We start from the raw sequence: 24,252 nt of genomic DNA on the forward strand, positions 1-24,252 counted from the left end.
ATGAACATTTCAGAAATTTAGATATGTCAAATCCCGGCACGCCAACACTCGATCAATTGCAGGTGCTGCTCTGTGTCGTGGAAACGGGCAGTTTCGCTGCCGCCGCCCGTCGGCTGAACCGCGCCACCTCGGCGATAAGTTACGCCATCGATCATCTCGAACTCCAGCTCGGTCTGCCTGTGTTCGATCGCGTCGGCACGCGCAAGCCCGAACTGACCGAGGCCGGCAAGGCGGTGCTGGCCGAGGCGCGCACGGTGACGCACGGCGTTGATATGATGCGTGCCCGCGTGAAGGGTTTGCTCGAAGGTCTGGAGGCGGAGGTCTCCATCGCGGTCGATGTCATGCTGCCGACAGCGCGCCTGGTCGATGCCTTGCAGGCGTTTCAGGTCTCCTTCCCGACCATCCCTTTGCGTCTCCATGTCGAGGCACTGGGCGCCATCACCCAACTGGTGCTGGAGAAAACGGCGGTTATCGGTATCAGCGGTCCGCTCAACACCTCGCTCGAAGGGCTGGATCGCCGCCATATCGGCGCGGTGCGTCTGGTGCCGGTGGCGGCGCCCTTTCACCCCCTGGCGCGGCACGGCAAAAAATCACCTGGAGATGCGCGCAATCATATCCAGCTTGTCCTGACCGATCGTTCCAATGTGACGGCGGGTCAGGACTTTGGCGTCATCGGCGTCAAGACCTGGCGGCTGGCCGATCTTGGGTCAAAGCATGCCCTGCTGCTGGCGGGTGTCGGCTGGGGCTCGATGCCGGAGGCTATGGTGCGCGGCGATATCGAAGCCGGCCGGCTGGTGCCGCTCGACCTGCCCGACTGGCACGTCAATACCTATGATATGCACGCCATTTATCGCACCGACACCCCGCCGGGGCCGGCGGCGCAATGGCTGATCGAACGCTTCGCCGGGCAAGCCTAACGGATCGCGGTCCACGGGCGGCTGAGCAGGGTGGCGCGGAATAGGTGTGGACGCGCGCCCGTGTGCGGAATTCCCAAAAGCCACTTTCGTTCATGACTTAGGTCTCGGGAAATTGCCCCTTGTCAAGATACTGTTGCAGTTCAGCTATTCGTGCGCTCGGCAGATCCAGATCGATAGCAATTGACCGCCAATTTGCAATGGCCTCCGAGACTTCGATCTATTTCTGCTGAGGCCTCGCGCTCGGTAATTGACGTAATCCTAGCGATTTCCAGCATATGCTTTTGACCAGGATTTCGTCCTTCATTGGCAATAGTCGTGCAATGCTCGCCGCCGGGACCGCTGGAAAGCGTCAGGTCATAAGCAGGCGATAATTTCCAAATTCCCTCCCAATTCATAAGGAGTGCATGATTTTTAGCGTGATCGTCTCTGTTGTGTGCAAGCACATTGAAGACCATCCGGCGGTACATGCGCAGGACCTCTTGATGGTCGCGTGTCATCATGTGAACCACCTTTAGGACGTCCTTATAATCGAGGGATGGGGTACGATGATCGGCATGGACCAGTCCCGAGACAGTGTGCATATGGAGGCGACCATTTTCGTTCCGGTCAAAACGGCGTGTTGCGAAAAGTCGCTTACCCTTTGCCGTTTCAATAAGGCGGGTTTCAGCCATGTCGACGCCCGCGGCACGGGCTATACGTGCATAGGCTTCTTCCTCCGCCCCTATCTCTTGGGGGTCGTTTGAGCTTCTGAACTTGACTAACCATGGCTCGTAGCCCGCCGGCAAGGGTTGGCCATAGTCAATCACGATGTGTTTTCGGTCCTTTGATAACCCAACCATGATCTTCGGCCGAGCGCCGGCCGAGCCGCCTTGAGCTCCTTGCAGGGTTTCAATCTCAGTGATGCTCAATTCTTCTTGAATTCTCGAAATTTCTTCGGCGAACCAGTCCATATCCGTAGATGGGTCAAGCCCTTTGGGCGAAGGCAATTCCGGCTGGTAGCTTAATGCGCCCATGCCCGTAGCGCCAACTGCGGCAAGGCGGTCTATGGGTGTTAAAGCATGATGGTCTATGCCGTGCTTTTGGAGGCGCCGGTCAAGGAGAAGGCGCCCCCAACCGTCTGGCAGGCTGTCGTTAAATATGCCGTGCAGACCTTCGAACGGTTCGCGCTTGGCGGGTTGTGCGCCTGACTTGGCAGGCAGGTAGAATGGCGAAACCGTATAGGGGTCGTTTAGATAGCCGCCGTCGAATTCGAAAAAGGCGCACCGCTCCTGATGGCTCCAGGCCATTTCACCTAAGCAACGTGACGCGCCTTCGATGTCGAGCGTTACCTTCAGTCGGCTGACGGGTTTGTACTTCATGGTTTGCGCACGCGCTGGCGAATGGGACGAGCAATTACATCATCAAGGCTCTTAGGCGGTCGGGCAGGGAAGAGGTTTTGAAATTCGTCTTCCGCGTCTAGGGCGAAGGCGATTTTGACTACAGATTCGAACGCTCCCTTGCCTTGGTCCTCTATTAGGCGAAGAGACGCATATGGAACGCCGGAACGGGATGCCAATTCTCTTTGGGTTAGGTTGGCATCTATGCGGCGCCGTTTTAGGCGTTGCGCAACACCCTGTAAAATTTCGTGCACTGAGATTAATTTAAATGATTGCATGTTGGCAATTATATATCGTTTTGGCGTTAAGTGCTATTATAATAAAAATAATGATTTCAAAACACCCGTGGTTTATGCTCCATTTGATAATTGCCAACTAAATGGCGCTTAAGTCGCGATTGTGTTATTAAATGTTAATTTATTAGCGCATTTTGGCCGAGGGTTGCCCTTATCGTCCATAGTGCCTCTATGGCGCTCAGCCGAAATTGCCTTCGCGAATATGCCGGTTCAGTCGAACTGACGGATTCGCGAAAGGGCAGTCTAGGCGAATATAACCATGTCCCACTAGATTTTCACGATTTGAGAAGTGGCTACGGCTACTCGCCAATCTTAAACATACCATATGCCTGCGCGACGCCTGAGCGCCTTAGATAATTTGTCCCATGCGGAGGGCGTAGTGCTCACGGATGGTGCATTCCATCTCATTGATTGTGTTCATGACGAAGGGGGCATGACGCATGGTCGGGGCGTCGAGCAGGTCACCGCCTACGATCAGGGTTTCGTTGTCCCGATTGGTCCGCAGGAAGCTGTATCGGCGGCGCCAAAGCGCACCAGATCGCCGCGCGCTATCGTCTGACCGGGCAGAATGGTTGCGCTGGTCATCGTGTAGAGTCCCAGTTCCTGCGTGGCCTGAGTATACAACTTGATCGCGCGGCAGGCGTCTATCCAGCCGGTCAAGCCTAACGGATCGCCGTCCAGGGGCGGCTGAGCAGGGTGGCGCAGGTGATCAGGCCGACCAGCGAATAGGTCTGCGGGAAATTGCCCCATAGTTCGCCGGTATCGACCTTGACGTCTTCGGACAGCAGGCCCGAATGAGTGCGCCGCGCCAGCATGGCCTCGAAGAGGTCGCGCGCCTCCTCGACACGCCCCTGCATATAGAGCGCTTCGATGTACCAGAAGGTGCAGAAGTTGAACGCCGTCTCCGGTTCGCCGAAATCATCGGGCTCGACGTAGCGATAGAGATTATCGCCCTTGCGCAACTGGCGCTCAACCTCGGCGAAGGTGGCGACGCAGCGCGGATCATCGGCCGGCAGGAAGCCCAGTTCGAACAGTTGCAGCAGGCTGGCGTCGACCTCATCGCCACCAAACGAACCGGTGAAGATGCCAAGCGTCTCGTTCCACGCCTTTTCCTCGATGGCCTTGCGGATGATCTTCGCGCGGTGGGTCCAGTGTTCGCTGCGTTCGGTGAGGCCAAGCGAGGCCGCCGCATTGCCCAGCCGGTCACAGGCCGCCCAGCACAGAAGTGCCGAATAGGTATGGACGCGCGCCCGTGTGCGGAATTCCCACAGACCGGCGTCGGGCTGATCATAGACGGTGAAGGCGCGCTCGCCCACGCGCTCCATGGCGGCAAAATCGCTTTCGGTGCCCAGCCGCAAAAAGCGTTCGTCGAAGAAGGCCTGGGTCAACGGCAGGATCATCTGGCCATAGACGTCGTGCTGGTGATGCTCAAAGGCCTGGTTGCCGACACGCACCGGCCCCATGCCATGATAGCCCTGCATGTCAGGGGCGATCCGCTCGACCAGATCGGCCTCAAGCCCAACGCTGTAAAGGGGTTGCACATGTCCACCGGCGGACATGTCCACAAGATTACGCAGATAAACCAGGTAGGATTCCAGCATGTCGGCGGCGCCCAGCCGGTTCAGTGCACGCACCACATAATAGGCATCGCGTATCCAGCAGTAGCGGTAATCCCAGTTGCGCTGCGATCCCGGCGCTTCGGGAATGGAGGTGGTCATGGCCGCGACGATGGCGCCGGTCTCTTCATAGGCGCACAGCTTGAGCGTGATAGCCGCGCGGATGACGGCGGTTTGCCACTCCAGCGGCAGGGAGAGGGTGCGCACCCAGCCCTGCCAGTAGGCGGTCGTGGCGTGCAGCATATGCTCGGAATCAGCCAGCACGTCGTTGGGGTAGGGCTCGTCCGGACCGAGATGGAAGGCCAGGGGCTTCTCGAGCCGGAAGATATGGGCGTTGCGGACATAGGTCAGGGGGGCGTTGGTGGTCAGGCGCATATCGACCGGCCCGCATTCATAGCGGATATGGCTGGAGCCGGCGGTCTCACGCGCCAGATCCCGCCCCCAGTTACCCGTCGGCGTCAGGCGGATGCGGATACGCGGCGCGCCTTTGAGCGGTCGCACCAGGCGGTAAAATGCCCACGGCCGGTAGGTGCGGTTAAGATGGTGCAGGCGCGGCGCGAAATCGATCACCTCAAGCGCGTTGCCGTGGGTGTCGCGCATCACCGTGCGCAGCACCGCGGTATTGCGGATATAGGCCTGTTCGATCTCGGCCTGATCCTCGATTTCGACCGACCAGTAACCGGCGCCGTCTCCCGCCGTTGGATCGAGCAGGGCGGAAAACACCGGCTCGCCATCTACGCGCGGACAGCAGGCCCAGACAAAACGCCCTTGCCGATCAATCAGGGCTGTGGCGGCGCAATTGCCGATCGGCGACAGATCGAGCGTGTGGGGCGGTGATGGGGTCATAGGAAAACTTTCAGGCCGGAAGGGCGTGAGGTCAAGCAACCCATGACCATGGCTAAATTATGGGCGAAGCTTCACGGCAGATAACGTGTCTGATCACAGAAACGAGAGATCGGCTAAAAACATAGGTATGAGGGTAGACACGACATGATCATATGTCTAACCTTGCCTCAACGGCATATTTTCGCCTTTATGAATATTTTATTTTTTGAGATTTTCTTTCACATCTAAGACGATACTCAAATCTATATCGGTATTTGATGCTATATTGCTTATGTAGGGTGAGTTCATCAGGCTTTTGGACTGTAGAACACGTAGCAGACCAAAAGGAGATTCCGGCTATGGCAGATGTGTCGCGCCCCCTGCACTGTGGGCGGGCGGTATCATGATGATGTCGCAGGTTGAGCATGCCGCGCAAGGTACAGGCGGCCAAATGACGCTGACGATGGCGCACGTGTCGCTGTTCCTTGACCTTGATGGCACGCTTGCGCCTTTCGCGCCTGTGCCTGAAGGGGTCGGGCCAGATGCCGCGCGCAACAGCCTGCTGCGCGACATGCAACTGCGCCTGAGCGGCCGGATGGCGATTGTCAGCGGCCGTTCGATCGCTGATCTCGACCGTATTCTCGAAGGCACTATTGTCGCCATGGCTGGCAGTCATGGCCTGCAACGCCGTGACGCTCGCCTCGATATGCTGACGGCGCGGCCCCATCCCAAACTGGCGCAGGCTGTGCGAGACATCGCGGCTTTTGCCGAAAAATACCCGGGCGTCGTGGTCGAGACCAAGCCGCTCAGCGTGGCGCTGCACTACCGCAACGCCGCCGATATCGAGGTGCAGGTCGGCGCCTTCGCTGATGATCTGGCGGATCGAACCGGCCTCAAGCTGCAACGTGGCGTCATGGTGGCGGAGTTCCTGTCACCCGGCATGGACAAGGGCCGCGCGGTGCGGGCCTTCATGGTCGAACCGCCCTTTTTCGGCACGATGCCGCTCTTTATCGGCGATGACCTGACCGATGAGGACGCCTTTCGCGCGGTCAACGCCTTTGGCGGCGTCGGCATTCTGGTCGGGCCGCCGCGTCAAACCTTTGCGCGCTTCCGTCTGGACAGCGTGGACGCAGTCCATGCCTGGCTGGCGCGGGCGCTGCAAACTGAAGTGTTCAAACTGGAGGTGCCTGTTGGGCCGTCTTATCGTCGTATCTAATCGTGTAAATCCGCCAGCCGATTCCGGCGTCGGCACCGCCGGCGGCCTCGCCATGGCGCTGGCGGCGGCCTTGCGCGAAGACAAGGGTCTGTGGTTCGGCTGGAGCGGCCAGACGGTCGAGACCTATACCGGCCAGATGTCGATGCAGAAGGTCGGCGGCGTCACCGTGGCCCTGCTCGATCTGGAGGAGCAGGACCAGAGCGAATATTACAACGGCTATGCCAATCGCACGTTGTGGCCGCTCTTTCACTACCGCACCGATCTGGTCGCCTATGAGCGCAGCTTCGATGAGGGGTATACCCGCGTCAATACGCGCTTCGCCGAAACCCTGCTGCCTTTGATCGGACCGGACGACCTCATCTGGGTGCAGGACTATCACCTGATCCCGCTGGCGCGCGAACTGCGCAAGCGCGGCGTCACCAACCGCATCGGCTTCTTCCTGCATATTCCGTGGCCGGCGCGCAGCATCTTAAGCACCCTGCCGCGCCACGGTGAACTGGTCGAGGCCCTGTTCAGCTATGATCAGATTGGTTTCCAGACCGAGGACGACTGCGAAAACTTCGTCGATTACGCCGTCCATGATGTGCAGGCGGTGGTCTCAGACGGCGGTCTGGTCGAGGCCTATGACAAGAAGGTACGCGCCAAGGCCTTCCCCATTGGTATTGACGCCGAGGATTTCGAGGAAACGCTGAAGAGCGACGCGGCAGAGGCCTATCGCAAGCTGATGGTCAAGAGCCAGGCGGGCCGCAAGATGGTGCTGGGCGTCGATCGGCTCGACTATTCCAAGGGGCTGGAGGAGCGCTTTGCCGCCTACGAGACCCTGCTGGCCGATAATCCCGATCTTCACGAGCATCTCTTCATGCTTCAGATCGCCACGCGCTCGCGCGATGACGTCGATGCCTATCAGGATTTGCGGGCAAGGCTGGACACCATATCCGGCCAGATCAACGGGGCCTATGCGACGGTCGACTGGGTGCCGCTGCGCTATGTCAACCGGCCTTACCGGCGTGACGAACTGGCCGGCATTTACCGCGCCGCCCATATCGGACTGGTGACGCCCTTACGTGATGGTATGAACCTCGTCGCCAAGGAATTTGTGGCAGCGCAAGACCCGGCCAATCCGGGCGTGCTGGTCTTGTCGCAGTTCGCTGGCGCCGCCGAGCACATGAAGGAGGCGTTGATCGTTAACCCGCTCAGCCGAGAAGATATGTCCGAAGCGATCAAGAAGGGGCTGGCCATGCCGTTGAAAGAACGCAAGGCGCGCTGGGAAGCGCTCTATGACAATGTCCGTACGCATGATGTGGCGCGTTGGCGCGATCAGTTCGTCGCGTGTCTCAAGGCGGCCTAAATCCAGTTGTAATGGATTACAATATGTGGCAACCCTAACAAAAATGCCATAAACTTGTCGGATGTTGGCGCTTACAGGCTGGAGATCCTATGAAACTCATTCACGCTCTCATATTGACCGTCTGTCTGGGCAGCATGCCCGCGGCGGTGATGGCCAAGCCCGCTAAGCCGGCGCCGGTTGATCCGGCCACCCTGGCTCTGGGGGAGCGCGCCTTTGCACAGTGCAAGGCCTGCCACAGCATCGAGGCCGGCAAGCGTGACGGCGTCGGGCCCAATCTCTACGGATTTTACGGCAGCAAGGCCGGCGGCCACTCGGCGACCTTCAAATACAGCGCCGCGATGAAGGCCTATGGCGTCACCTGGGATGACAAGACGCTCGACACCTTCCTGACCGCTCCGACCAAGGCTGTGCCAGGCACACGCATGGCGTTTCGCGGCGTGACCGACCCGAAGGCCCGCGCGGCTCTGGTCGATTATTTGCGCGTGAAGTCGAGCCAGTAGGTTCGCTATAATTGAAAGAAGGGGCATGGACTTAGAGGCAGGCGTGAGTGCTCCATCGGTTATTTGTCCGGAACTTAGTGAGTTCCTAGTATCTCATCCGCGACCCTATGTACGACAGTCAGTGACTATGAAATGATCTGAGTGCGTCGGTTCTTTTATATCCGCTTCTGTAACGGGCGCCTAATGGGATAATCAAATCGGCATCAGGGGCGCGCGAAGCATGATTCGAGTGCCTGGTTAAGTGAGCGCAATTACTAGGAAGGCCCGCTGCCGCAGTCCCTCAGAACTCTCATGTCTTCTGTAAGGCATTACGCGTCCAAAGGTCATAAAGGCAGATTGTCTGCGTTTATATCAGGTTATTGGGAATTCTATTAAGTAAGGCTGCCCGCCTTGGTTCAGTCGGCTCTGAACTGTGGTATCAAACATGTGGCGGGGCCGGTCGCGCATTTAGGCAACAATCTTAGCGGTCCTTCGAAACTTCGATCGATCCGGGGGCTTTGCGTCTGCATCCGGGTGATGGCACCAGCATAGGTGTGGTCGAGATGAGCCTTTTCACAAGGGCCCCTTGGGCATGATCGCAAAACAATAGCCGACGATCACCATGCGAATGGTCGGCCCTTTATCGACTGGGGGCAATCGGTCGCGCTTTAATCATTCTCTAAACAAGCACGCAGGTATCGAGATCATCGGACCTGTCTCCGACCTGCCATGCGGTAAGGATTGGTTGCGGCTTTCGCGTGGCAATCAACCGTGAAGCGCTTGAAAATGTCAAAAAGCTCAAATTCCAATCGTGACGAACTTGACACGAAAAGATGATATATATATTACATATGTTGAGGGCGGGCAATCAAGGTTAGGCGCCGCTTTTTGTCAACTTGAAGCCAGCAGTGGTATATCAAAGAGAGGGAGAGATATGCGGAATAAGTTTCTAAGAGGGACGAGCGTTCTTGCGGTTGCCGGTGCGTTGTCGTCGTTTATCCTGCCGGTTATGGCCCACGCGCAAGCGCCGGCGCCAGCCGGCGATGAAGAGGCGGTAGAGGTTATCGTTACGGGTATTCGCGGAAGTCTGTCGGCTGCCGCCCGTATCAAGCGTCAGTCTGTAGTGGGGCTCGATTCCATTACATCAGAAGACCTGGGTAAGTTTCCTGATGGCAATGTGGCAGAATCCTTGCAACGCATTCCGGGTGTATCGATCGACCGAAGCCTGGGCGAAGGGTCGAGTGTCACCGTCAGAGGTTTCGGTCCGCAATTTAACAACGTTCTGCTTAACGGTCGGACGATTGCCAATGACAGCGGCGGCCGCGGCTTCGGTTTTGACAATATTGCTGCGGAGTTGATCAGCGGTGCCGATGTCTACAAGACCTCGCGGGCGTCGATCCCGGAGGGCGGTATTGGTTCTACCATCAATCTTAAAACGCCCCGTCCGCTTGATATCGGTGCTACAAAGGGGGTGGTGAGTCTGAAGGCGCATAATGAGAGCCTGAGCGGCAAGACCACGCCGAGCGCATTTGCGCTGTACAGCACGACGTTCTATGATGGCAAGATGGGCTTGATGGTCTCGGCGTCTTATCAGTTGCGCGATGCGCGCGAGGATTCGTTCAATGTCAGCGGCTATGTCCCGAACGCTTCGATCGGCACGCAAGCCGGTCAAACGAACGGATACGGTTCCAATATCAGCCCCAATGTGCCTCTTTTCACGAACGTTCGCTTTCCCCGCAATTACAATCTCAATCTGAGTGAGCAGCGCCAGGAGCGGACCGGGCTCACTGCGACCTATCAGTATCGCCCCAGTGACGAACTCACCTTCACGGCTGATGCGCTGTTTAGCCGCTACAATATCAAGCGCACCGTCGCGACCGGTGCGTTCTACTTCCTGGAAAATCAGGTGCGCACCGCCGCCATCGATGCCAATCGCGACGTCATTGAGCAGACTGAAAACGGGCAGTGGGACATGGTAATGCAGGCCTATCCTCGCAAGTCCGATACAACGGCCTTCGGCATTAATATGGATTGGCACCCCACTGATCAGTTGACGATTGTCGGTGACCTGTCGACGTCCGATGCCAGCAATGTTGGCGGCTCGGGATCCTATTATATTGTGGTCGGCATTCCGACCAATGTTACCTGGAAGCAACCGTCGGACGGCAGTTTGCCGCAACTTGAGGTCCTGGGTGCCAGTATCTCCGATCCAAGCAATGCACGGGCACACTATGCGACGCGAGGCGGTAGCAACACTTCGACATCTGTTCAGGAAGGACGCCTTGATGCGACCTACATCGTGGACCGCGGTGTCTTCAGTTCTGTCATGTTGGGTGTCGCGTTCAATGACACGCGCAAGGAGAACGAGTTGTTCGGTATCGGTGACGCCTATTGCACCTACTGTGGTTACCCGGTTGTCCTGCCGGAGCGTTTTCTCACGCCTCTTGACCTGGGCAATGACTTCCTGGGCGGTGGCCTGGGCGCCAATGCACCTTTGAAGTTCTTCTCCTTCGATGGTTTGGAGTTGCTCGATTATCTGGCTTCGCCTGAAGCGCTGGCGCAACTGGACACCTATTACGGTCGGGCACCCGGATCTGTGGCGGCTCAACTTGAGGCGAATGGCGGTTACACGCTTAAGCGCCAGCCCAGTTCGTACTGGGTGGAGGAGAAGACCTCATCGGCCTATATCGAGACCAACTTCGCGGGCGAGGTAGCGGACATGCCCTGGTCCCTCAATCTGGGGGCGCGCTATATCAGCACGAAGGTTCGTGCGTCTGGATCGGATCGTCAGCTGGTCGATGTCAAGTGGATATCCGAAGGTAACCAGACGCCGGTCTATGCCAGCGCAACGCCCGTTGAGCGTACAGTTGAGGCTAACTACAGCAAGCTTCTGCCCAGCCTCAATGTCAAACTGAACATAACCCGACACCTGCTGGCGCGCTTTGGTGCCTCGGAAACCCTTACCCGGCCGAGCCCGAGCGACATGCGTCCGAACACCTCCATTGACGATGCGCGTCAGGGCAATATGCTCGCCAGCGGCGGCAACCCGGCCTTGAAGCCTTACCTGTCGAAGAACCTTGATCTGTCGCTCGAGTGGTATCCGAAGAAAAACCTTAACCTGGCCGCGGCCATCTTCAGCAAGGATGTGAGCGACTTCATCGATTACGGAGTTGCCTCTGAAGCCTTCACCATCACCAACGCGCAACGTCTTGATACAACCAGCGTCATAGACGGCAGGACCCACCTGGCTGACCCGGCCTTTACGGCCACGACGGCCACCTTCCTGACCCGGCGTCCCCGCAACTTGGCAAAGACGCGTGCCGAAGGGATCGAGCTGGCGGGCACGTACTCCTTTGACTTCCTGCCCGGCTGGTGGAGTGGCTTCGGTGTTACTGCGAACGCGACCCTGGTCGACAGCAACGCCAAGGTGTCAAATTCGACAGAGGTTGCGGGTCGTACCTTCGCGCTGCCGGGGCTGGGCAACTCGTACAACCTGATCGGATTCTATGAAAAGGGCCCGCTTTCGGTTCGTGTGGCCTACAACAAGCGTGATCGGTTCTTATCCAGCCTGAGCGGCGATGGTTCGGGCGGGCCGGTCTTTACGCAAGCCTACGATCAGATTGATATGCGTGCCTCCTATCAGATCACCCCGCGCGTGGATGTGTTCATCGAGGGCACAAACCTGACCAAGGAGCATCTGGTCCAAAAGGGATATTATGAGGCCGAACTCCTGAGCGATAATCTCGACGGCGCCTTCTATAATGTAGGGTTCCGTATGACCTTCTGATGCCAGGCGTCTAAATCCTCCCAATGACGACTGTCCTTCGCGGTGCCCTAAAAAGCACCGCGCTTTTTTTTGACACAAAGCCATTGGCCGGGCTTGATTTGGTGAAATTTCTGAGATTGGCATTTCTATCAGGAGCCAGGTCTGTTACGAGTCACGATCTGGCTGTATGCTGGAGATTGCAGGATTAATAGGCACGACATATGCGAGCAAGACTGACCCCAACGAACCTTACACAGTCTATCGTTCAAGACCTTGGTATAGAGATTGTTACAGGAAAGTACCGAGACCAGGTCTTCCCAAAAGAGGTTGAACTTTCGCAGCGCTACAATGCCGCGCGCACGGTGACGCGTGAAGCGGTCAAGATGCTGACGTCGAAAGGCCTGCTGTCGGCGCGACCGCGTCAGGGGACGCGCGTCGAGCCCGAAGATCACTGGAATCTTCTTGACCCCGAGGTGTTGCGCTGGCTTCTCGAACGTAATTTCTCGCTGGGTCTGCTTATAGAGTTCACGCAAATTCGGCTCAGCGTCGAGCCAGGCGCTGCCTGTCTCGCGGCCAGGGTCGCCACGGGTGAGCAGCGGGCGGCGATCAACAGCGCGATTGGACGTATGTTTGCGGCCGAACGCGGTGAAGACGACGCACTCACCTCCGACATTGATTTCCATGTCGCCGTACTCGAGGCGAGCGGCAATCGATTCTATCGCCAGATGCGCGAGATGATCGAAACTGCTTTGCGGTTCAGCATTCGAAAAACGAATGATTTTAAAGGTGTGCGGTTAGCGAGTGTCGTCGATCACAAACGTGTCGCCGATGCTATCCTGGCCGGTGACAGTGCCGAAGCTGAAACCCGGATGCGCGATCTGATTCAAGGCGCGCTTGACCTGATGGTCAAGGTCCAGGCCGACCAGACGCCTCAGCGCTAGGCGCTCCACGCGTCTGTCCCTAAAACGCACGGGCACATGATCCGTACCCTTGATGTCCCATAAGCGCCAGCTTAGGGGTTGCTTTCACATGTGGATGAGTTCAGGGCAAGCGATGCCCAGAGCCGCTTTGGCGCGCCTGCCCAGCGCGCATCTCATCAGTCTGGATCCGGACCATCTTTGCAATCTTTAGACATATTTGCGATTGACAAGGCGTCGACACGTCGCTCATTATATGTAATATAAGTATTAGTAAATGGCGGATGCGGGGTGGACTTTGAGTCGCTCTGTCCACGCCTAACCTGGCCAATTTTTCAACTTGATCATTCGGGTTTCAGACGCGCCACATAAGCTTGGTGCCGCAGGTCTAAATTCCATGACGATCCGTCTTTGTAAGGCATAAAACATGACCGTCGAACTTGCGCCCGTATCCGTACCTGATTTCGGGCTACCTCTTCAAAAGCCCTCGGTCCCGGTTCACACCTACGATCTGCGTTGTCGAGAGACCTATGCCCGCGCTGGCTGCGACTGGGTAGCTGTCTATGCGGATCGCGAACACTTTTCCAACATCGCCTATCTTTGTGATTTCGAGCCGCGGTTCGAAGAAGCGATCTTGATGCTGGGGCCGGAAGACGCCCGCGTGATCATCACTGGCAATGAATGTGTCTCGTTCGCGCAAGCCATGACACGCCTCTCGAGCTTTGAGGTGAGGCTTTGCCAGGCGATGAGCCTTCCGGGCCAGGACCGAAGCCGTGCGCCCAGCCTGTTGGCGGTGTTAAAAGATATCGGCATCCGTGCCGGTCAACGTATTGGCCTTGTGGGCTGGAAGCCGCCTGCGCTTGAGGCAGGTGAAGACGCGGGCTTTTTCTTCCCGTCTGTCTATGTCGATGCGTTGCGTCGGTCCGCGGGCGATCCGTTGGCGGTTGTGGATCGGACCGAAAGCCTCATGCATCCGGAACAGGGATTGCGGGCGATCGTGGACGCCGACCAGATCGCCGCCTTCGAGTGGGCCGCGTCCCGGGCCACGGCGGCTGTCTGGCGGATTGTGACCCAGGTGAGGGAGGGCGACAGCGAACTTGAGGCTGCGGCGCGGATGGCTTACGCAGGTGAGCCGCTCAGCGCGCACGTTATGCTGGCCTCGAGCGACGCCTCAGGGCCGGTGGTCGGCTTGCGCAGTCCGACGGCGCGGCGATTGTCGCGAGGCGACGGCGTGACGACGGCGGTCGGCTACTGGGGCGGCTTGTCCGCCAGGGCCGGCTTGATCAGCGACGGGGACGATGATTTCCTGAAGACGGCATCGGCCTATTTCAAGGGCTTGCTTACGTGGTATGAGACTGTTGATATCGGCATTGCCGGGACAGAGGTTTTTTCGCGCGTCAGCGAAACCCTGGCGCAAGGGGGCTTGGCCTCCATGCTCAATCCGGGGCATCTGTGTGGTCACGAGGAGTGGGTTAATACCCCGATCCGTCCGACCGGGGATTACCGGCTCAGGTCTGGCATGGTCTTCCAGGTGGACATCATCCCGACGCCGATGCCGTTGGGTTGGGCTTTGAACTGTGAAGACCCGGTTGTTCTGGCGGACGCTGCGTTAAGATCCGAGATCGCCACGCGCCATCCCGACGTCATGAGCCGTATCGACGCCCGACGTAGCTTTATGTCTGAAGCCTTAGGCGTAAACTTAGGTCCGTCCATTCTGCCCCTGGGTCAGACACCCGGCTGTCTGGCGCCATTCTGGTTGAAATCCGGACATTTGCTGGTGAAGGGTTAAGGGGAGGGCGACCGGTGGGAGTGCGGAGTGATATAGACGCTGTGAGGCCTTCAGGTGGTCGCTCTGCCAGTCTCAGGCGAGTTTGTGCCAGGCTGTTGGGATGGTGCGGTGCGCCGCGACACCTCGGCATGGGCATGCTTTGGTTAGGCCTGACCTGTCTTACGCTTCCAACGTCGGGGCTGGCCCACACCCGGGATGTCACCATTACGCGGGATGACTGGGGTATTGCACACGTCCATGGCGCGACGGACGCCGATGCTGTTTTTGGCATGATGTACGCGCAGGCTGAGGACGATTTCGGGCGCATCGAACGCAATTACCTTCAGGCCCTGGGCCGAACGGCCGAAGTCGACGGCGAAGCCGCCATCTGGACGGATTTACGTCAGCGTATGTTCACCGACCCGAAGACCCTGCAGGCTGACTATGCGCGTAGCCCCGCGTGGCTGCGTGCGCTGATGGTCGCCTGGGCCGATGGGCTCAACACCTATCTTGCCAAGCATCCGGAGGTGCGCCCGAAAGTTCTCACGCATTTCGAGCCTTGGATGGCCCTCAGTTTCTCCGAAGGCAGTATTGGTGGCGATATAGAGCAGGTGCCACTTGGCCGGCTGAAGAGCTTTTACGAGGGAACCAGCCTGGCTTTATCGGATGTCGAGCGGGGGGTGGCCTATGAGGAGCCAACAGGTTCGAACGGTATAGCTCTGGCGCCGTCGCGCACGCGCGATGGCCACGCGCTCCTCTTGATAAACCCCCACACAAGCTTCTTCTTTCGGGCAGAACAGCAGGTGACAAGCGACGAGGGGCTGAATGTTTACGGGGCGGCGACCTGGGGCCAATTTTTCATTTATCAGGGGTTCAACGCTTCCGCCGGATGGATGCACACCTCAAGTGGCGTCGATGCCATTGACGAGTTTGCCGAAACGGTCAGGGCTCGGTCCGGCGGCCGCTTTGTGTATCGGGATGGAAAGCGCTGGCGTCTTTTGAAGCAGCGCCGCATCACCATCACCTACCGTCTGCCGTCCGGAGCGCCGGCCAATCGCACTTTCACCGTCTACACAACTCACAACGGTCCTGTTATGGGGCTGGTTGACGGGAAGTGGATAGCCGTGGCGCTTATGAACCGCCCCCTGGCCGCCCTCCAGCAGTCCTTTCTGCGTACCAAGGCGACGGACCTTGATGGCTTTTTAGAGATTGCCAGGCTTCGCGCCAATTCGTCCAATGACACGATCTTCGCCGACCAGAAGGGTGACATCGCCTATCTCCATCCCCAGTTTGTGCCTCTGCGCGACGATCGCTTTGATTATACTTCGCCTGTCGACGGCCGTGATCCGACGACGCGTTGGAAAGGACTCCATAGCCTCGAAAGCCTGCCGCATGTCTATAACCCAAAGACGGGCTACGTGTTCAACACGAACAACTGGCCGTGGACGGCGGCCGGTGAGGATAGCCCTAAGGCCAGTGACTATCCGCGGTACATGGACCAGGCCGGCGAAAATCCGCGCGGCCTCCATGCGGTAAAGCTGCTTCAGACGGCAGACAAGGTAACGCTGGAGGGGCTGCGCGACCTTGCTTATGACCCGTGGCTGCCGACCTTTGACAGGCTTTTACCGAATCTCGGCAGCGCTTTTGACGCCCTGCCGCCGACCGATCCGCGCCATGCAGGCTTAGCGGCACCTATGCGGCTTCTCCTCGACTGGGACCGGCGATGGAGCAGCAACTCGCAGGCCACGTCGCTGGCGGTCTTCTGGGGCGAGGCGCTGTGGCGCCGGGCGGCGCCCCTTGCCGCGGGATCGAAGATGAGCGTTTGGGATTATATGGAGCAGAAAAGTTCTCCTGAAGATCGATTGCAGGCTCTACAGGAAGCCGTTGCCCGGCTGAACTCAGATTTTGGCTCCTGGCGGGTGGCGTGGGGCGATATCAATCGCTTCCAGCGTAATGATGGCGAGGTTGAACAGGTGTTTGACGATGTCAAGCCGAGCTACCCTGTGCCGTTTACATCTAATCAGTGGGGGGCGCTCGCGTCCTTCGGCGCGAAGGCCTATCCCGGCACGCGTCGCTACTACGGCACGTCAGGGAACAGCTTTGTCGCTGTCGTCGAGTTTGGGCCGCGCGTGCGCGCCTATGCGATCAGCATCGGGGGGCAGAGCGGCCATCCCCAGTCCGCTCATTTCTCAGACCAGGTGGATCGGTATGTGGCGGGGAATCTGCGTCCGATCTATTTTTATGCTGATGACCTCAAAGGACATGTGGAGGCGATCTACACGCCATAACCCGAGATCGTCTTCGATAAAAATCGAAAATAAATATTATATAACTGTCAAGGGAGCCCGATTTGCGGAGGTGTCTATGTCGAAAAATGACGCACTAAAGCAATATAAGGAATAATATATAGTAGTATAGTGAAATATAAAAATGACAAATGCCAACTTTTCGTATCAATATATAAAGTTCAAATCAGATTTATGTTCATGTTTGGGCGAGTTGATCCTATCTTGGCACTACTTTGGATGATTTTTGTCGCATGAAAGGCCGTTATGTGAATGATGTGTGATATTTATATTTAATATTCAAAATTATAGATGGTCGAAAAAATCTGTCGGCGGAGACGATCAATCGGAGGTCTTGCCCCTTATTTATAATACATATATTGACGTTTCGGCCGCAACATAATATTTGTGGATATGGCTGATCGCGTGCGACAGGCGGAATGAAATGCGAGTTTTTTATGCAGATATTTGAGCAAAATCCTGTGGCGAGGGAAGCGGACTTGGAGCGACGGGAAACCGGTCAGAGGTCCAAGATTATCCGAATTGAGACCTTCCCGGTTCCGCCGCGTTGGATGTTTGTACGTGTGGAAACCGATGACGGTCTCGTCGGGTGGGGGGAGGCCAGTCTTGAGGGGCACACTGAGGCCGTCGTCGGCGCCTACGCGGCTCTAAGGGATCGTTTCCTTGGCTTCGAGGCCGACCGTATTGAGGACGTATGGCAGACGGCTTATCGGCTCGGCTTCTATCGCGGCGGGCCTGTGTTGATGTCGGCGCTGTCTGGGCTGGATCAGGCGCTTTGGGATATAAAAGGCAAGCGATTGGGCGTGCCTGTGCATCAGCTTCTGGGCGGGCAGGTGCGGGACAGGGTCGCGGTCTATGCCTGGGTGGGCGGTGACCGCCCGTCGGACGTGCTTGACGCGGCGCGGGTGCGCCTGCAGCAGGGCTTTAAATCGGTCAAGATGAACGCTACGGAGGATGCCGCCTGGCTTGACAGTCCACGCTCCCTGGACGGCGTCGTCCAACGGCTCTCGGACGTCCAGTCGCTGGGCTTGGACGCAGGGCTGGATTTCCACGGTCGCCTGCACAAGCCTATGGCTAAACAACTGGCCATGCTTCTGGAGCCATTGCGGCCGCTCTTTATCGAGGAGCCGCTTTTGAGCGAGCACCCTGAGGCGATCAAGCAGCTGTCGCTTCTGACGCGCATTCCGATCGCCATGGGCGAGCGGCTCTATTCGCGCTGGGATATCAAGCCCTTTCTCGAGGTCGCGTGCATCGACATTCTCCAACCCGACCTTAGTCATGCAGGCGGTATCTCCGAGGTCAGGCGCATGGCTGCCATGGCCGAGGCCTACGATGTCGCCCTTGCGCCTCACTGTCCGCTCGGACCGATTGCCTTGGCGTCTTGCATGCAAATTGGCCTTGCGACGCCAAACTTTGCTATTCAGGAAATGTCACTCGGTATCCACTACAATACGGATGACCATGATCTTTTGGCCTATGTGAAAAATCCGGAGATATTTGATGTCAAGGACGGTATGGTCGAGGCATTTTTCGGCTCAGGGCTTGGCGTTGTTGTTGATGAAGAGAAGGTCCGTGAACTCAGCCGTGACTGTCCGCCCTGGCGTAATCCTGCCTGGCGTGGGGCCGATGGCTATGTGCGGGAATGGTGAAAAGCATGCGGTTTTCAGATAAGACAGCCCTCGTGACGGGCGCTCTCGGTGGCATTGGATTGGCGTGTGCGCGGCGCTTGGCCGCTGAGGGGGCCAGCCTGGTGCTGGTTGATCGGTTAGCGGAGCCTTCCGCCGATGTGGTGACGGAGCTGCTTGGCCTTGGCGCCCCCAAAGTCATTTTCACACGCTGTGACGTCGCCTCCGAAGGTGATGTGGTGGCAGCGTGTCAATGCGCCATGGATGAGACCGGTCAGCTCGACGTTGTGATCAACGTCGCCGGGATGATGATCTACAAGCCGCTCGTGGAGCTTACAGCCGCAGACTGGCACCAATTGTTGGGTGTGAATCTGGTGGGGGCTGCCTTGTTCACGCGTGAGGCGTTTCGTCACATGACGCCCGGTGGCGCCATTGTGAACGTATCCAGTATACATGCCTTCCAGACCTCGCCCCTGGTCGCACCCTATGCGGCCGCTAAAGCGGCGCTTGCCTCCCTGACACGATCGAGCGCCATTGAAGGCGCGGCGCTCGGAATCCGCGCCAACGCTGTGCTGCCAGGCGCCATTGACACGCCGATGCTGTGGGCCAGCCCGAACCTCCAGTCCGGGGCTGAAGTGCTGGAAAAGGGTGATATCGGATACCCGCACGATATCGCGCATGCCGCCGCGTTTCTGGCCAGCGACGAAGCCGCCTTTATCACGGGCGCAAGCCTGAACGTGGACGGTGGCCGACTGGCGAAGCTATGAGCCGCGGCAAGGTCTTCGGCTGTCTGGCCGATGGCGTAAAGGTCCACAGCATGACCCTGGCCAAGAGGGGAGGCCTGAGTGTGGAGGTCATGACCTACGGGGCGACCCTACGCAGCCTCAAGGCGCCATCGGCCGAGGGGCTTGTCGAGACCATAGTTGGCTTTGAGCGTTTGTCTGACTACGAAGCCGATAAGACCTACCAGGCCTGTATCGTCGGGCGTACGGTCAATCGCCTCAGACAGGCAAGCTTCCGCTGCGATGATGCGGTGTGGCAGGTGACGCGAAATGAAGGTCCGAACCACCTTCATGGTGGCGCAAAGGGCCTGAGCCGGCGTGTCTGGCGGGCGGACGCGAGGCCTTCAGATGAGGCCCCGCTGGTTTTGCGCTACGTTTCACCGGCCGGCGAGGAGGGGTATCCCGGTGTCCTGGCGGTCGAGGTAACCTTGTCGCTGCCCGAGGCGATGATGCTGCAAATCGATTACAAGGCCGAGGTCGATGCGCCGTGCCCCGTCGACCTGACGCATCATCTCTATTTCAACCTGGACCAGACGCCCGGCGGGGATCTCTTGGATCATAGTCTGGGTATAAGAGGGGACGAAATTCTGCAGGTTGACGAGGCTTGTCTGGCGACGGGACTACGGTTGCCGGTGACCGACACGCTCTTCGATCTTCATCAACCCCAACCCCTATCGGCGATACTGTCCCGGAAACATCCGCAATTGACGCAGATTGGCCTCAATCAGAGCTGGGTCCTCGGGGCTGACACGGGGCTGGACACCGCGCCCGCCGCCACATTGTATGCGCCCAGATCCGGGCTCGAAATGGCGCTCTATACCGACCAGCCCTGCCTGCAGGCCTATGCCGGCTTGTCACGCGCCGTTGCAGCATGGGGTGCCGTGGCGCTTGAACCTCAGGGGTTCATCGATGCGGTAAGCCAGCCGGCATTTCCGAGCCCCTGGCTCAAACCGGGCCAGGTCTACCGCCGCACCAGTCGCTATAGATTTCAAAATCTGGGCGAGGTCTGACGGGCTCCGTGGCCTGCGAACGCGTCCTCCAACAGGCGTCGGAGGACGGTCCGCTTTTACCCCTACCGTTGTTTGGTCAGGCTGGCTTCGATCTCTTCCAGGGTTTTACCCTTGGTTTCCGGAACGAAGAGGGCGATAAAGATGACACCCAGGAGGCAGAAGGCGCCGTAACACCAGAAGGTTCCCGCGGCCCCCAGGAGCTTGTTGAGAATCGGGAAGGTGTAGGTCACCGCGAAGCAGGCAATCCACAAGGCGGATACGGCAATCGACATCGCCAATCCCCGGATGCGATTGGGGAAGATTTCCGACAGCAACACCCATGTGACGGGCGCCAGAGACGTGGCGTAGGCGGCGATCACCGCAAGGGTAAGGCCCAGGATCAGCGGCCCTTTGATGCCCAGGAAAAAGGCGATGCCCAACAGACCGTGTATAACCGTAATGACGACTGTGCCCCACAGCATGAGCGCCCGACGGCCCAGGCGGTCTACGGTGAAGGTGGCGACCAGGGTGAACAAGAGATTGATCGCGCCAGTGATGACGATATTGAACATCACACCGCTCAGGTCATAGCCGGCGCCGCGATAAATCTCTTCGGCGTAGTTGAAGATGACATTGGTGCCGCTCCATTGCTGCAGCACCGCCAGGCCAATCCCGATCAAAACCAGACCAAAGACCATTGGCCGGAAAAGGTCTCGCCAAGCGCCCTGTTCTGAGCGCTCGCTGGCCAGCGCGCTGTCAACATCGCGTATCTCCGCCTCAGCATAGTCAGCACCGCCGATGCGCGTCAGGACAGCCCTCGCTTTTTCGGTTTGTCCTTTTTTCACGAGCCAGCGCGGGCTTTCGGGCACCAAGAAAGCGCAAAAGAAGAAGGTCAGGGACGGGATGGCGACGGCACAGAACATCCACCTCCAGCCATACTGCCCTTGCCAGGAATTGCGGATCATGTCCGCCGTCGCGCCGTCGGCAATGTTGCCGGCGATCAAAAGGTTGACGATCTGGGCGGCGAGAATGCCGACAACCACGGTCAATTGGTTGAGCGTGACCAGACGGCCTCGCCATTGGGCGGGAGCAATTTCTGCGATGTAGGTGGGCGACACATTGGACGCTATGCCGATGGCAACGCCGCCCAGAATGCGCCACAGAATAAAGGTGTCAAATGTATGCGCCCACCCGGTCGCCACAGATGAAATGCCAAATAAGGATGCTGCGGCGATCAGAAGCTTCTTGCGCCCGAGGCCATCGCTAAAGACGCCCGAGCATATGGAGCCGATCAGGCAGCCCAGCAGGGCGCAACTGTTGGCCCAGCCAATCTGGGCTTCGGATGTGAGGTTGAAATAGGGCTCATAAAAGGGCTTGGCGCCCCCGATGACCACCCAGTCATAGCCGAACAAGAGCCCGCCCAGCGCGGCTATCGAAGAGATCATCCAGACATAGCCCAGATTGAACTTGTAAGGCGACGGTGCGCTATTGGCGCCAACCTCCTTGGACACGATATGCATATGTGCTGTCATCCCTGCAGAATTTATTTTGAGTTGCCGTCACCAGTGGTAGGATAGGGCCCTTGCCTCCCACCTTAGGGAGGTCGGCGTGCATCGTCAATATATAATACATATAGTTTTCTTTTTACGCTTAAAATTTGGCGCCCAAGGGATCACAGGGGTGCTATTCGTTTGCATAAAAGAGATAACATCATTTTGAGCGCCAGCGGCTCTTGACCGTTCGTAGCACCTCTGCGATATGGATATATAATATAAATGGAGGTGCGTCATGGGTGTTTCGGGTCTAAGTCGGCGGGCGGCTTGTCTAAGTCTCATGGGGGGGCTGGTTGCGGCGGCCCTGCCCATGCGCTCAACGGCCAGTGTTGGCTTCAATCCCGCGTCACGGGTGTTTCGTCTGGATGGTGAGGGTGTAACCTATGCCTTCGGGATCGACAGCGCCGGCCAGGTGCAGTCCCTGCACTGGGGTGGGCCGCTGGCCCTTGACGACCAGCTCGCACCGGCACCGAAGCCCTCGGACTATTCCGGTTTTGACCGCGCCAACTCGGTCACCCCTCTGGAGTTTGTGGCTTTCGGGGGCGGTCTGGTCACCGAACCGTCTCTGAAGGTAGCCTTCCCGAGCGGTGTGCGCGATCTGGTCCTGAAATATCTGGACCACACGCTTAACTCCGAGGGTATTACCCTGCGGATGAAAGATATTTCGACGGAAGTGTACGTCGAACTCAGGTACAGTATGGACAAGGCCACGGGCCTTCTGGCCCGATCCGCTGTCGTCGACAACAGGACCAAGGCGTGGCTGAGGATTGACCAGATGGCGGCCGCCACGCTGAACCTGCCTTTCGGCGAAGACTATGAGGTCAATTATCTCACCGGCCGCTGGGCGGCGGAATGGACCCTGCAAAAGCGCCCGCTCGAAGCCGGCGCGACCGTGCTCGAGAGCCGGCTCGGCATGACCGGTTCGCAGAACAACCCGTGGCTTGCCATTGGCCGGGCCGGGCAGACCGACGAAGACAATGGCCCGGTCTGGTTTGGCGCGCTGGCGTGGAGCGGCGCCTGGCGGATCACGGTGGAAAAGGACATTGTTGGTCATCCCAGGATTACAGCCGGCTACAATCCGTTTGACTTTGCCTATCGCCTGAAACCAGGCGAGCGCCTTGAAACACCCGTCTTCTATGCCGGTTATAGCCAAGACGGTATGGGCGGCGCCTCCCGCCGTATGCATCGCTTTCAGCGTTCGGTGATCTTGCCTGGCGCGCCCGAGCCCAAATTGCGCCCAGTGCTTTACAATTCTTGGGAGGCCACGGAGTTCGCCGTCAATGAAGCCGGGCAAATCGCCCTGGCTGAGAAGGCCGCCACCTTAGGCGTAGAACGCTTTGTCATGGACGACGGCTGGTTTGGAAAGCGGAACAATGATCATGCGGGCCTTGGCGACTGGACGGTCAACCCGGAGAAATTTCCAAACGGTCTGGGGCCGCTGATCAGTCGCGTGCGTGGTCTTGGCATGGAGTTTGGCCTTTGGGTGGAACCGGAGATGGTGAACCCGGATAGCCAGCTTTATCGCGAACATCCTGATTGGGTAATCAACTTCAAAGGCCGCCCGCGTACCGAGGGGCGGAACCAGCTGGTCTTGAATTTGGCACGTTTTGACGTACGCGACTATGTGCTGAAGTCGCTTGATCTGCTCCTGCGCGACAACGACATCGCGTTCCTGAAATGGGATCATAACAGGAGCTGGTCCGAGCCGGGCTGGCCGGAGCGCGCGCCGGAGGATCAACAGAAGCTCTATGTCGATTATACAAAGAACCTGTATTGGATATTGGCGGAACTTCGGCGCCGTCACCCGAAACTGGAGATCGAGTTCGTGCGCCGGTGGCGGCGGTCGGGTGGATCTGGGGATTATGCATGTGACCGATCAGGTTTGGCCCACGGATAACACCGATCCCTTTGATCGTCTGAAAATGCAGGATGGCTTTTCGCATGCCTACATGCCGGGCGTCATGATGGCCTGGGTGACAGCATCGCCAAACTGGGTGAACAAGCGCGCAACCTCCCTTGAGTACAGGTTCCTATCCGCCATGCAGGGGTGTTTGGGTATTGGTGACAATCTCAATCACTGGGGCCCGGAGGATTTTGCCACGGCAAAGCGTCTGGTTGCGGAGTATAAATCCATCCGACAGACCGTGCAGAGGGGCGATCTTTATCGTTTGATCTCTCCGCAAGGGGGGGCGGAGCGCTCTGCGACCCTGACCGTATCGGAGGCAAAACGCCAGGCCGTCCTTTTCACGTTCCTGCACTCCAGTTCAACCTTCGATGCGACGCCGCTTATCCAGTTGCAGGGGCTTGACCCGCAAGCCCGATATGCGGTCCGGAGCCTCGTCGGGGCGATGGAGGCCGATACGCCCAAGATCGCCAGCGGATCCTATTGGATGCACCACGGTGTCAGAATTCCATTGAAAGGCGATTTTCAGGCCGCAGCGCTCGTCCTTGACGTCGTTTGAATTAGGAGTGT

The 24,252-nt window shown here is 58.2% G+C and carries 15 protein-coding genes and 1 pseudogene; 13 read left to right on the forward strand and 3 right to left on the reverse strand.

Features of this window, described 5'->3' with window-relative positions; all coding sequences use genetic code 11:
• Nucleotides 1-23: 23 nt before the first annotated feature.
• Nucleotides 24-917: a LysR family transcriptional regulator gene (locus tag ABQ278_RS17330; protein WP_349322285.1), complete on the forward strand. Its 894-nt coding sequence runs from the start codon at nucleotides 24-26 to the stop codon at nucleotides 915-917.
• A 140-nt stretch (nucleotides 918-1,057) separates the two neighbouring features.
• Here ABQ278_RS17330 and ABQ278_RS17335 read toward each other — a convergent pair whose 3' ends face one another.
• The gene (locus ABQ278_RS17335; protein ID WP_349322286.1) at nucleotides 1,058-2,275 is read right to left on the reverse strand and encodes a type II toxin-antitoxin system HipA family toxin; all 1,218 of its coding nucleotides are present in this window, start codon (nucleotides 2,273-2,275) and stop codon (nucleotides 1,058-1,060) included.
• Nucleotides 2,276-3,022: 747 nt separating this feature from the next.
• Between ABQ278_RS17335 and ABQ278_RS17340 the strand changes: the two genes are divergently transcribed.
• Entirely contained in the window at nucleotides 3,023-3,148 is a 126-nt protein-coding gene (locus tag ABQ278_RS17340; protein ID WP_349322287.1) for a hypothetical protein, read from the forward strand.
• Nucleotides 3,149-3,251: 103 nt separating this feature from the next.
• On the opposite strand, the gene ABQ278_RS17345 is transcribed toward ABQ278_RS17340, so the two are convergent.
• Entirely contained in the window at nucleotides 3,252-5,051 is a 1,800-nt protein-coding gene (locus tag ABQ278_RS17345) for a glycoside hydrolase family 15 protein (RefSeq protein WP_349322288.1), read from the reverse strand.
• 382 nt (nucleotides 5,052-5,433) lie between these two features.
• Here ABQ278_RS17345 and otsB point away from each other — a divergent pair, with 382 nt between their 5' ends.
• From otsB to ABQ278_RS17395, 10 genes are all read left to right on the forward strand, one after another.
• Nucleotides 5,434-6,246, forward strand: coding sequence for a trehalose-phosphatase (gene otsB, locus ABQ278_RS17350; protein WP_349322289.1), 813 nt, complete (start codon nucleotides 5,434-5,436; stop codon nucleotides 6,244-6,246).
• Complete coding sequence (locus ABQ278_RS17355) at nucleotides 6,221-7,594, forward strand: trehalose-6-phosphate synthase (protein ID WP_349322290.1); 1,374 nt, start codon at nucleotides 6,221-6,223, stop codon at nucleotides 7,592-7,594. Before otsB ends, ABQ278_RS17355 begins: the two co-directional genes overlap by 26 nt.
• Before the next feature lie 89 nt (nucleotides 7,595-7,683).
• On the forward strand, nucleotides 7,684-8,094 hold the full coding sequence (locus tag ABQ278_RS17360) for a c-type cytochrome (protein ID WP_349322291.1): 411 nt from the start codon (nucleotides 7,684-7,686) through the stop codon (nucleotides 8,092-8,094).
• 913 nt (nucleotides 8,095-9,007) lie between these two features.
• A complete protein-coding gene (locus ABQ278_RS17365) occupies nucleotides 9,008-11,860 on the forward strand; it encodes a TonB-dependent receptor (RefSeq protein WP_349322292.1) in 2,853 nt (950 codons plus the stop codon).
• A gap of 200 nt (nucleotides 11,861-12,060) precedes the next feature.
• Nucleotides 12,061-12,780, forward strand: a complete 720-nt coding sequence (locus tag ABQ278_RS17370; RefSeq protein WP_349322293.1) for a FadR/GntR family transcriptional regulator — start codon at nucleotides 12,061-12,063, stop codon at nucleotides 12,778-12,780.
• 403 nt (nucleotides 12,781-13,183) lie between these two features.
• On the forward strand, nucleotides 13,184-14,545 hold the full coding sequence (locus ABQ278_RS17375) for a M24 family metallopeptidase (RefSeq protein WP_349322294.1): 1,362 nt from the start codon (nucleotides 13,184-13,186) through the stop codon (nucleotides 14,543-14,545).
• Nucleotides 14,546-14,673: 128 nt separating this feature from the next.
• Entirely contained in the window at nucleotides 14,674-16,812 is a 2,139-nt protein-coding gene (locus tag ABQ278_RS17380; RefSeq protein ID WP_349322295.1) for a penicillin acylase family protein, read from the forward strand.
• 569 nt (nucleotides 16,813-17,381) lie between these two features.
• Complete coding sequence (dgoD, locus tag ABQ278_RS17385; protein ID WP_349322296.1) at nucleotides 17,382-18,479, forward strand: galactonate dehydratase; 1,098 nt, start codon at nucleotides 17,382-17,384, stop codon at nucleotides 18,477-18,479.
• A 5-nt stretch (nucleotides 18,480-18,484) separates the two neighbouring features.
• Nucleotides 18,485-19,222 carry an SDR family oxidoreductase gene (locus tag ABQ278_RS17390; protein WP_349322297.1) on the forward strand — a complete coding sequence of 246 codons (738 nt, stop codon included), beginning with the start codon at nucleotides 18,485-18,487 and terminating at the stop codon, nucleotides 19,220-19,222.
• The gene (locus tag ABQ278_RS17395) at nucleotides 19,219-20,247 is read left to right on the forward strand and encodes an aldose epimerase family protein (protein WP_349322298.1); all 1,029 of its coding nucleotides are present in this window, start codon (nucleotides 19,219-19,221) and stop codon (nucleotides 20,245-20,247) included. Before ABQ278_RS17390 ends, ABQ278_RS17395 begins: the two co-directional genes overlap by 4 nt.
• Before the next feature lie 62 nt (nucleotides 20,248-20,309).
• On the opposite strand, the gene ABQ278_RS17400 is transcribed toward ABQ278_RS17395, so the two are convergent.
• The gene (locus tag ABQ278_RS17400; protein WP_349322299.1) at nucleotides 20,310-21,758 is read right to left on the reverse strand and encodes a sugar porter family MFS transporter; all 1,449 of its coding nucleotides are present in this window, start codon (nucleotides 21,756-21,758) and stop codon (nucleotides 20,310-20,312) included.
• 301 nt (nucleotides 21,759-22,059) lie between these two features.
• Here ABQ278_RS17400 and ABQ278_RS17405 point away from each other — a divergent pair.
• Nucleotides 22,060-24,241, forward strand: a pseudogene (locus ABQ278_RS17405) (alpha-galactosidase).
• Nucleotides 24,242-24,252 lie beyond the last annotated feature (11 nt).

Source organism: Asticcacaulis sp. MM231 (assembly GCF_964186625.1).
Taxonomy (GTDB): Bacteria; Pseudomonadota; Alphaproteobacteria; order Caulobacterales; family Caulobacteraceae; genus Asticcacaulis.

Bases quoted from the DNA above. Each gene is read 5' to 3' on its own strand.
- ABQ278_RS17330 (WP_349322285.1), top strand. From the start codon at position 24: ATGTCAAATCCCGGCACGCCAACACTCGATCAATTGCAGGTGCTGCTC.
- ABQ278_RS17335 (WP_349322286.1), bottom strand. From the start codon at position 2,275: ATGAAGTACAAACCCGTCAGCCGACTGAAGGTAACGCTCGACATCGAA.
- ABQ278_RS17340 (WP_349322287.1), top strand. From the start codon at position 3,023: ATGACGCATGGTCGGGGCGTCGAGCAGGTCACCGCCTACGATCAGGGT.
- ABQ278_RS17345 (WP_349322288.1), bottom strand. From the start codon at position 5,051: ATGACCCCATCACCGCCCCACACGCTCGATCTGTCGCCGATCGGCAAT.
- otsB (WP_349322289.1), top strand. From the start codon at position 5,434: ATGATGATGTCGCAGGTTGAGCATGCCGCGCAAGGTACAGGCGGCCAA.
- ABQ278_RS17360 (WP_349322291.1), top strand. From the start codon at position 7,684: ATGAAACTCATTCACGCTCTCATATTGACCGTCTGTCTGGGCAGCATG.
- ABQ278_RS17365 (WP_349322292.1), top strand. From the start codon at position 9,008: ATGCGGAATAAGTTTCTAAGAGGGACGAGCGTTCTTGCGGTTGCCGGT.
- ABQ278_RS17370 (WP_349322293.1), top strand. From the start codon at position 12,061: ATGCGAGCAAGACTGACCCCAACGAACCTTACACAGTCTATCGTTCAA.
- ABQ278_RS17375 (WP_349322294.1), top strand. From the start codon at position 13,184: ATGACCGTCGAACTTGCGCCCGTATCCGTACCTGATTTCGGGCTACCT.
- ABQ278_RS17380 (WP_349322295.1), top strand. From the start codon at position 14,674: ATGGGCATGCTTTGGTTAGGCCTGACCTGTCTTACGCTTCCAACGTCG.
- dgoD (WP_349322296.1), top strand. From the start codon at position 17,382: ATGTTTGTACGTGTGGAAACCGATGACGGTCTCGTCGGGTGGGGGGAG.
- ABQ278_RS17390 (WP_349322297.1), top strand. From the start codon at position 18,485: ATGCGGTTTTCAGATAAGACAGCCCTCGTGACGGGCGCTCTCGGTGGC.
- ABQ278_RS17395 (WP_349322298.1), top strand. From the start codon at position 19,219: ATGAGCCGCGGCAAGGTCTTCGGCTGTCTGGCCGATGGCGTAAAGGTC.
- ABQ278_RS17400 (WP_349322299.1), bottom strand. From the start codon at position 21,758: ATGACAGCACATATGCATATCGTGTCCAAGGAGGTTGGCGCCAATAGC.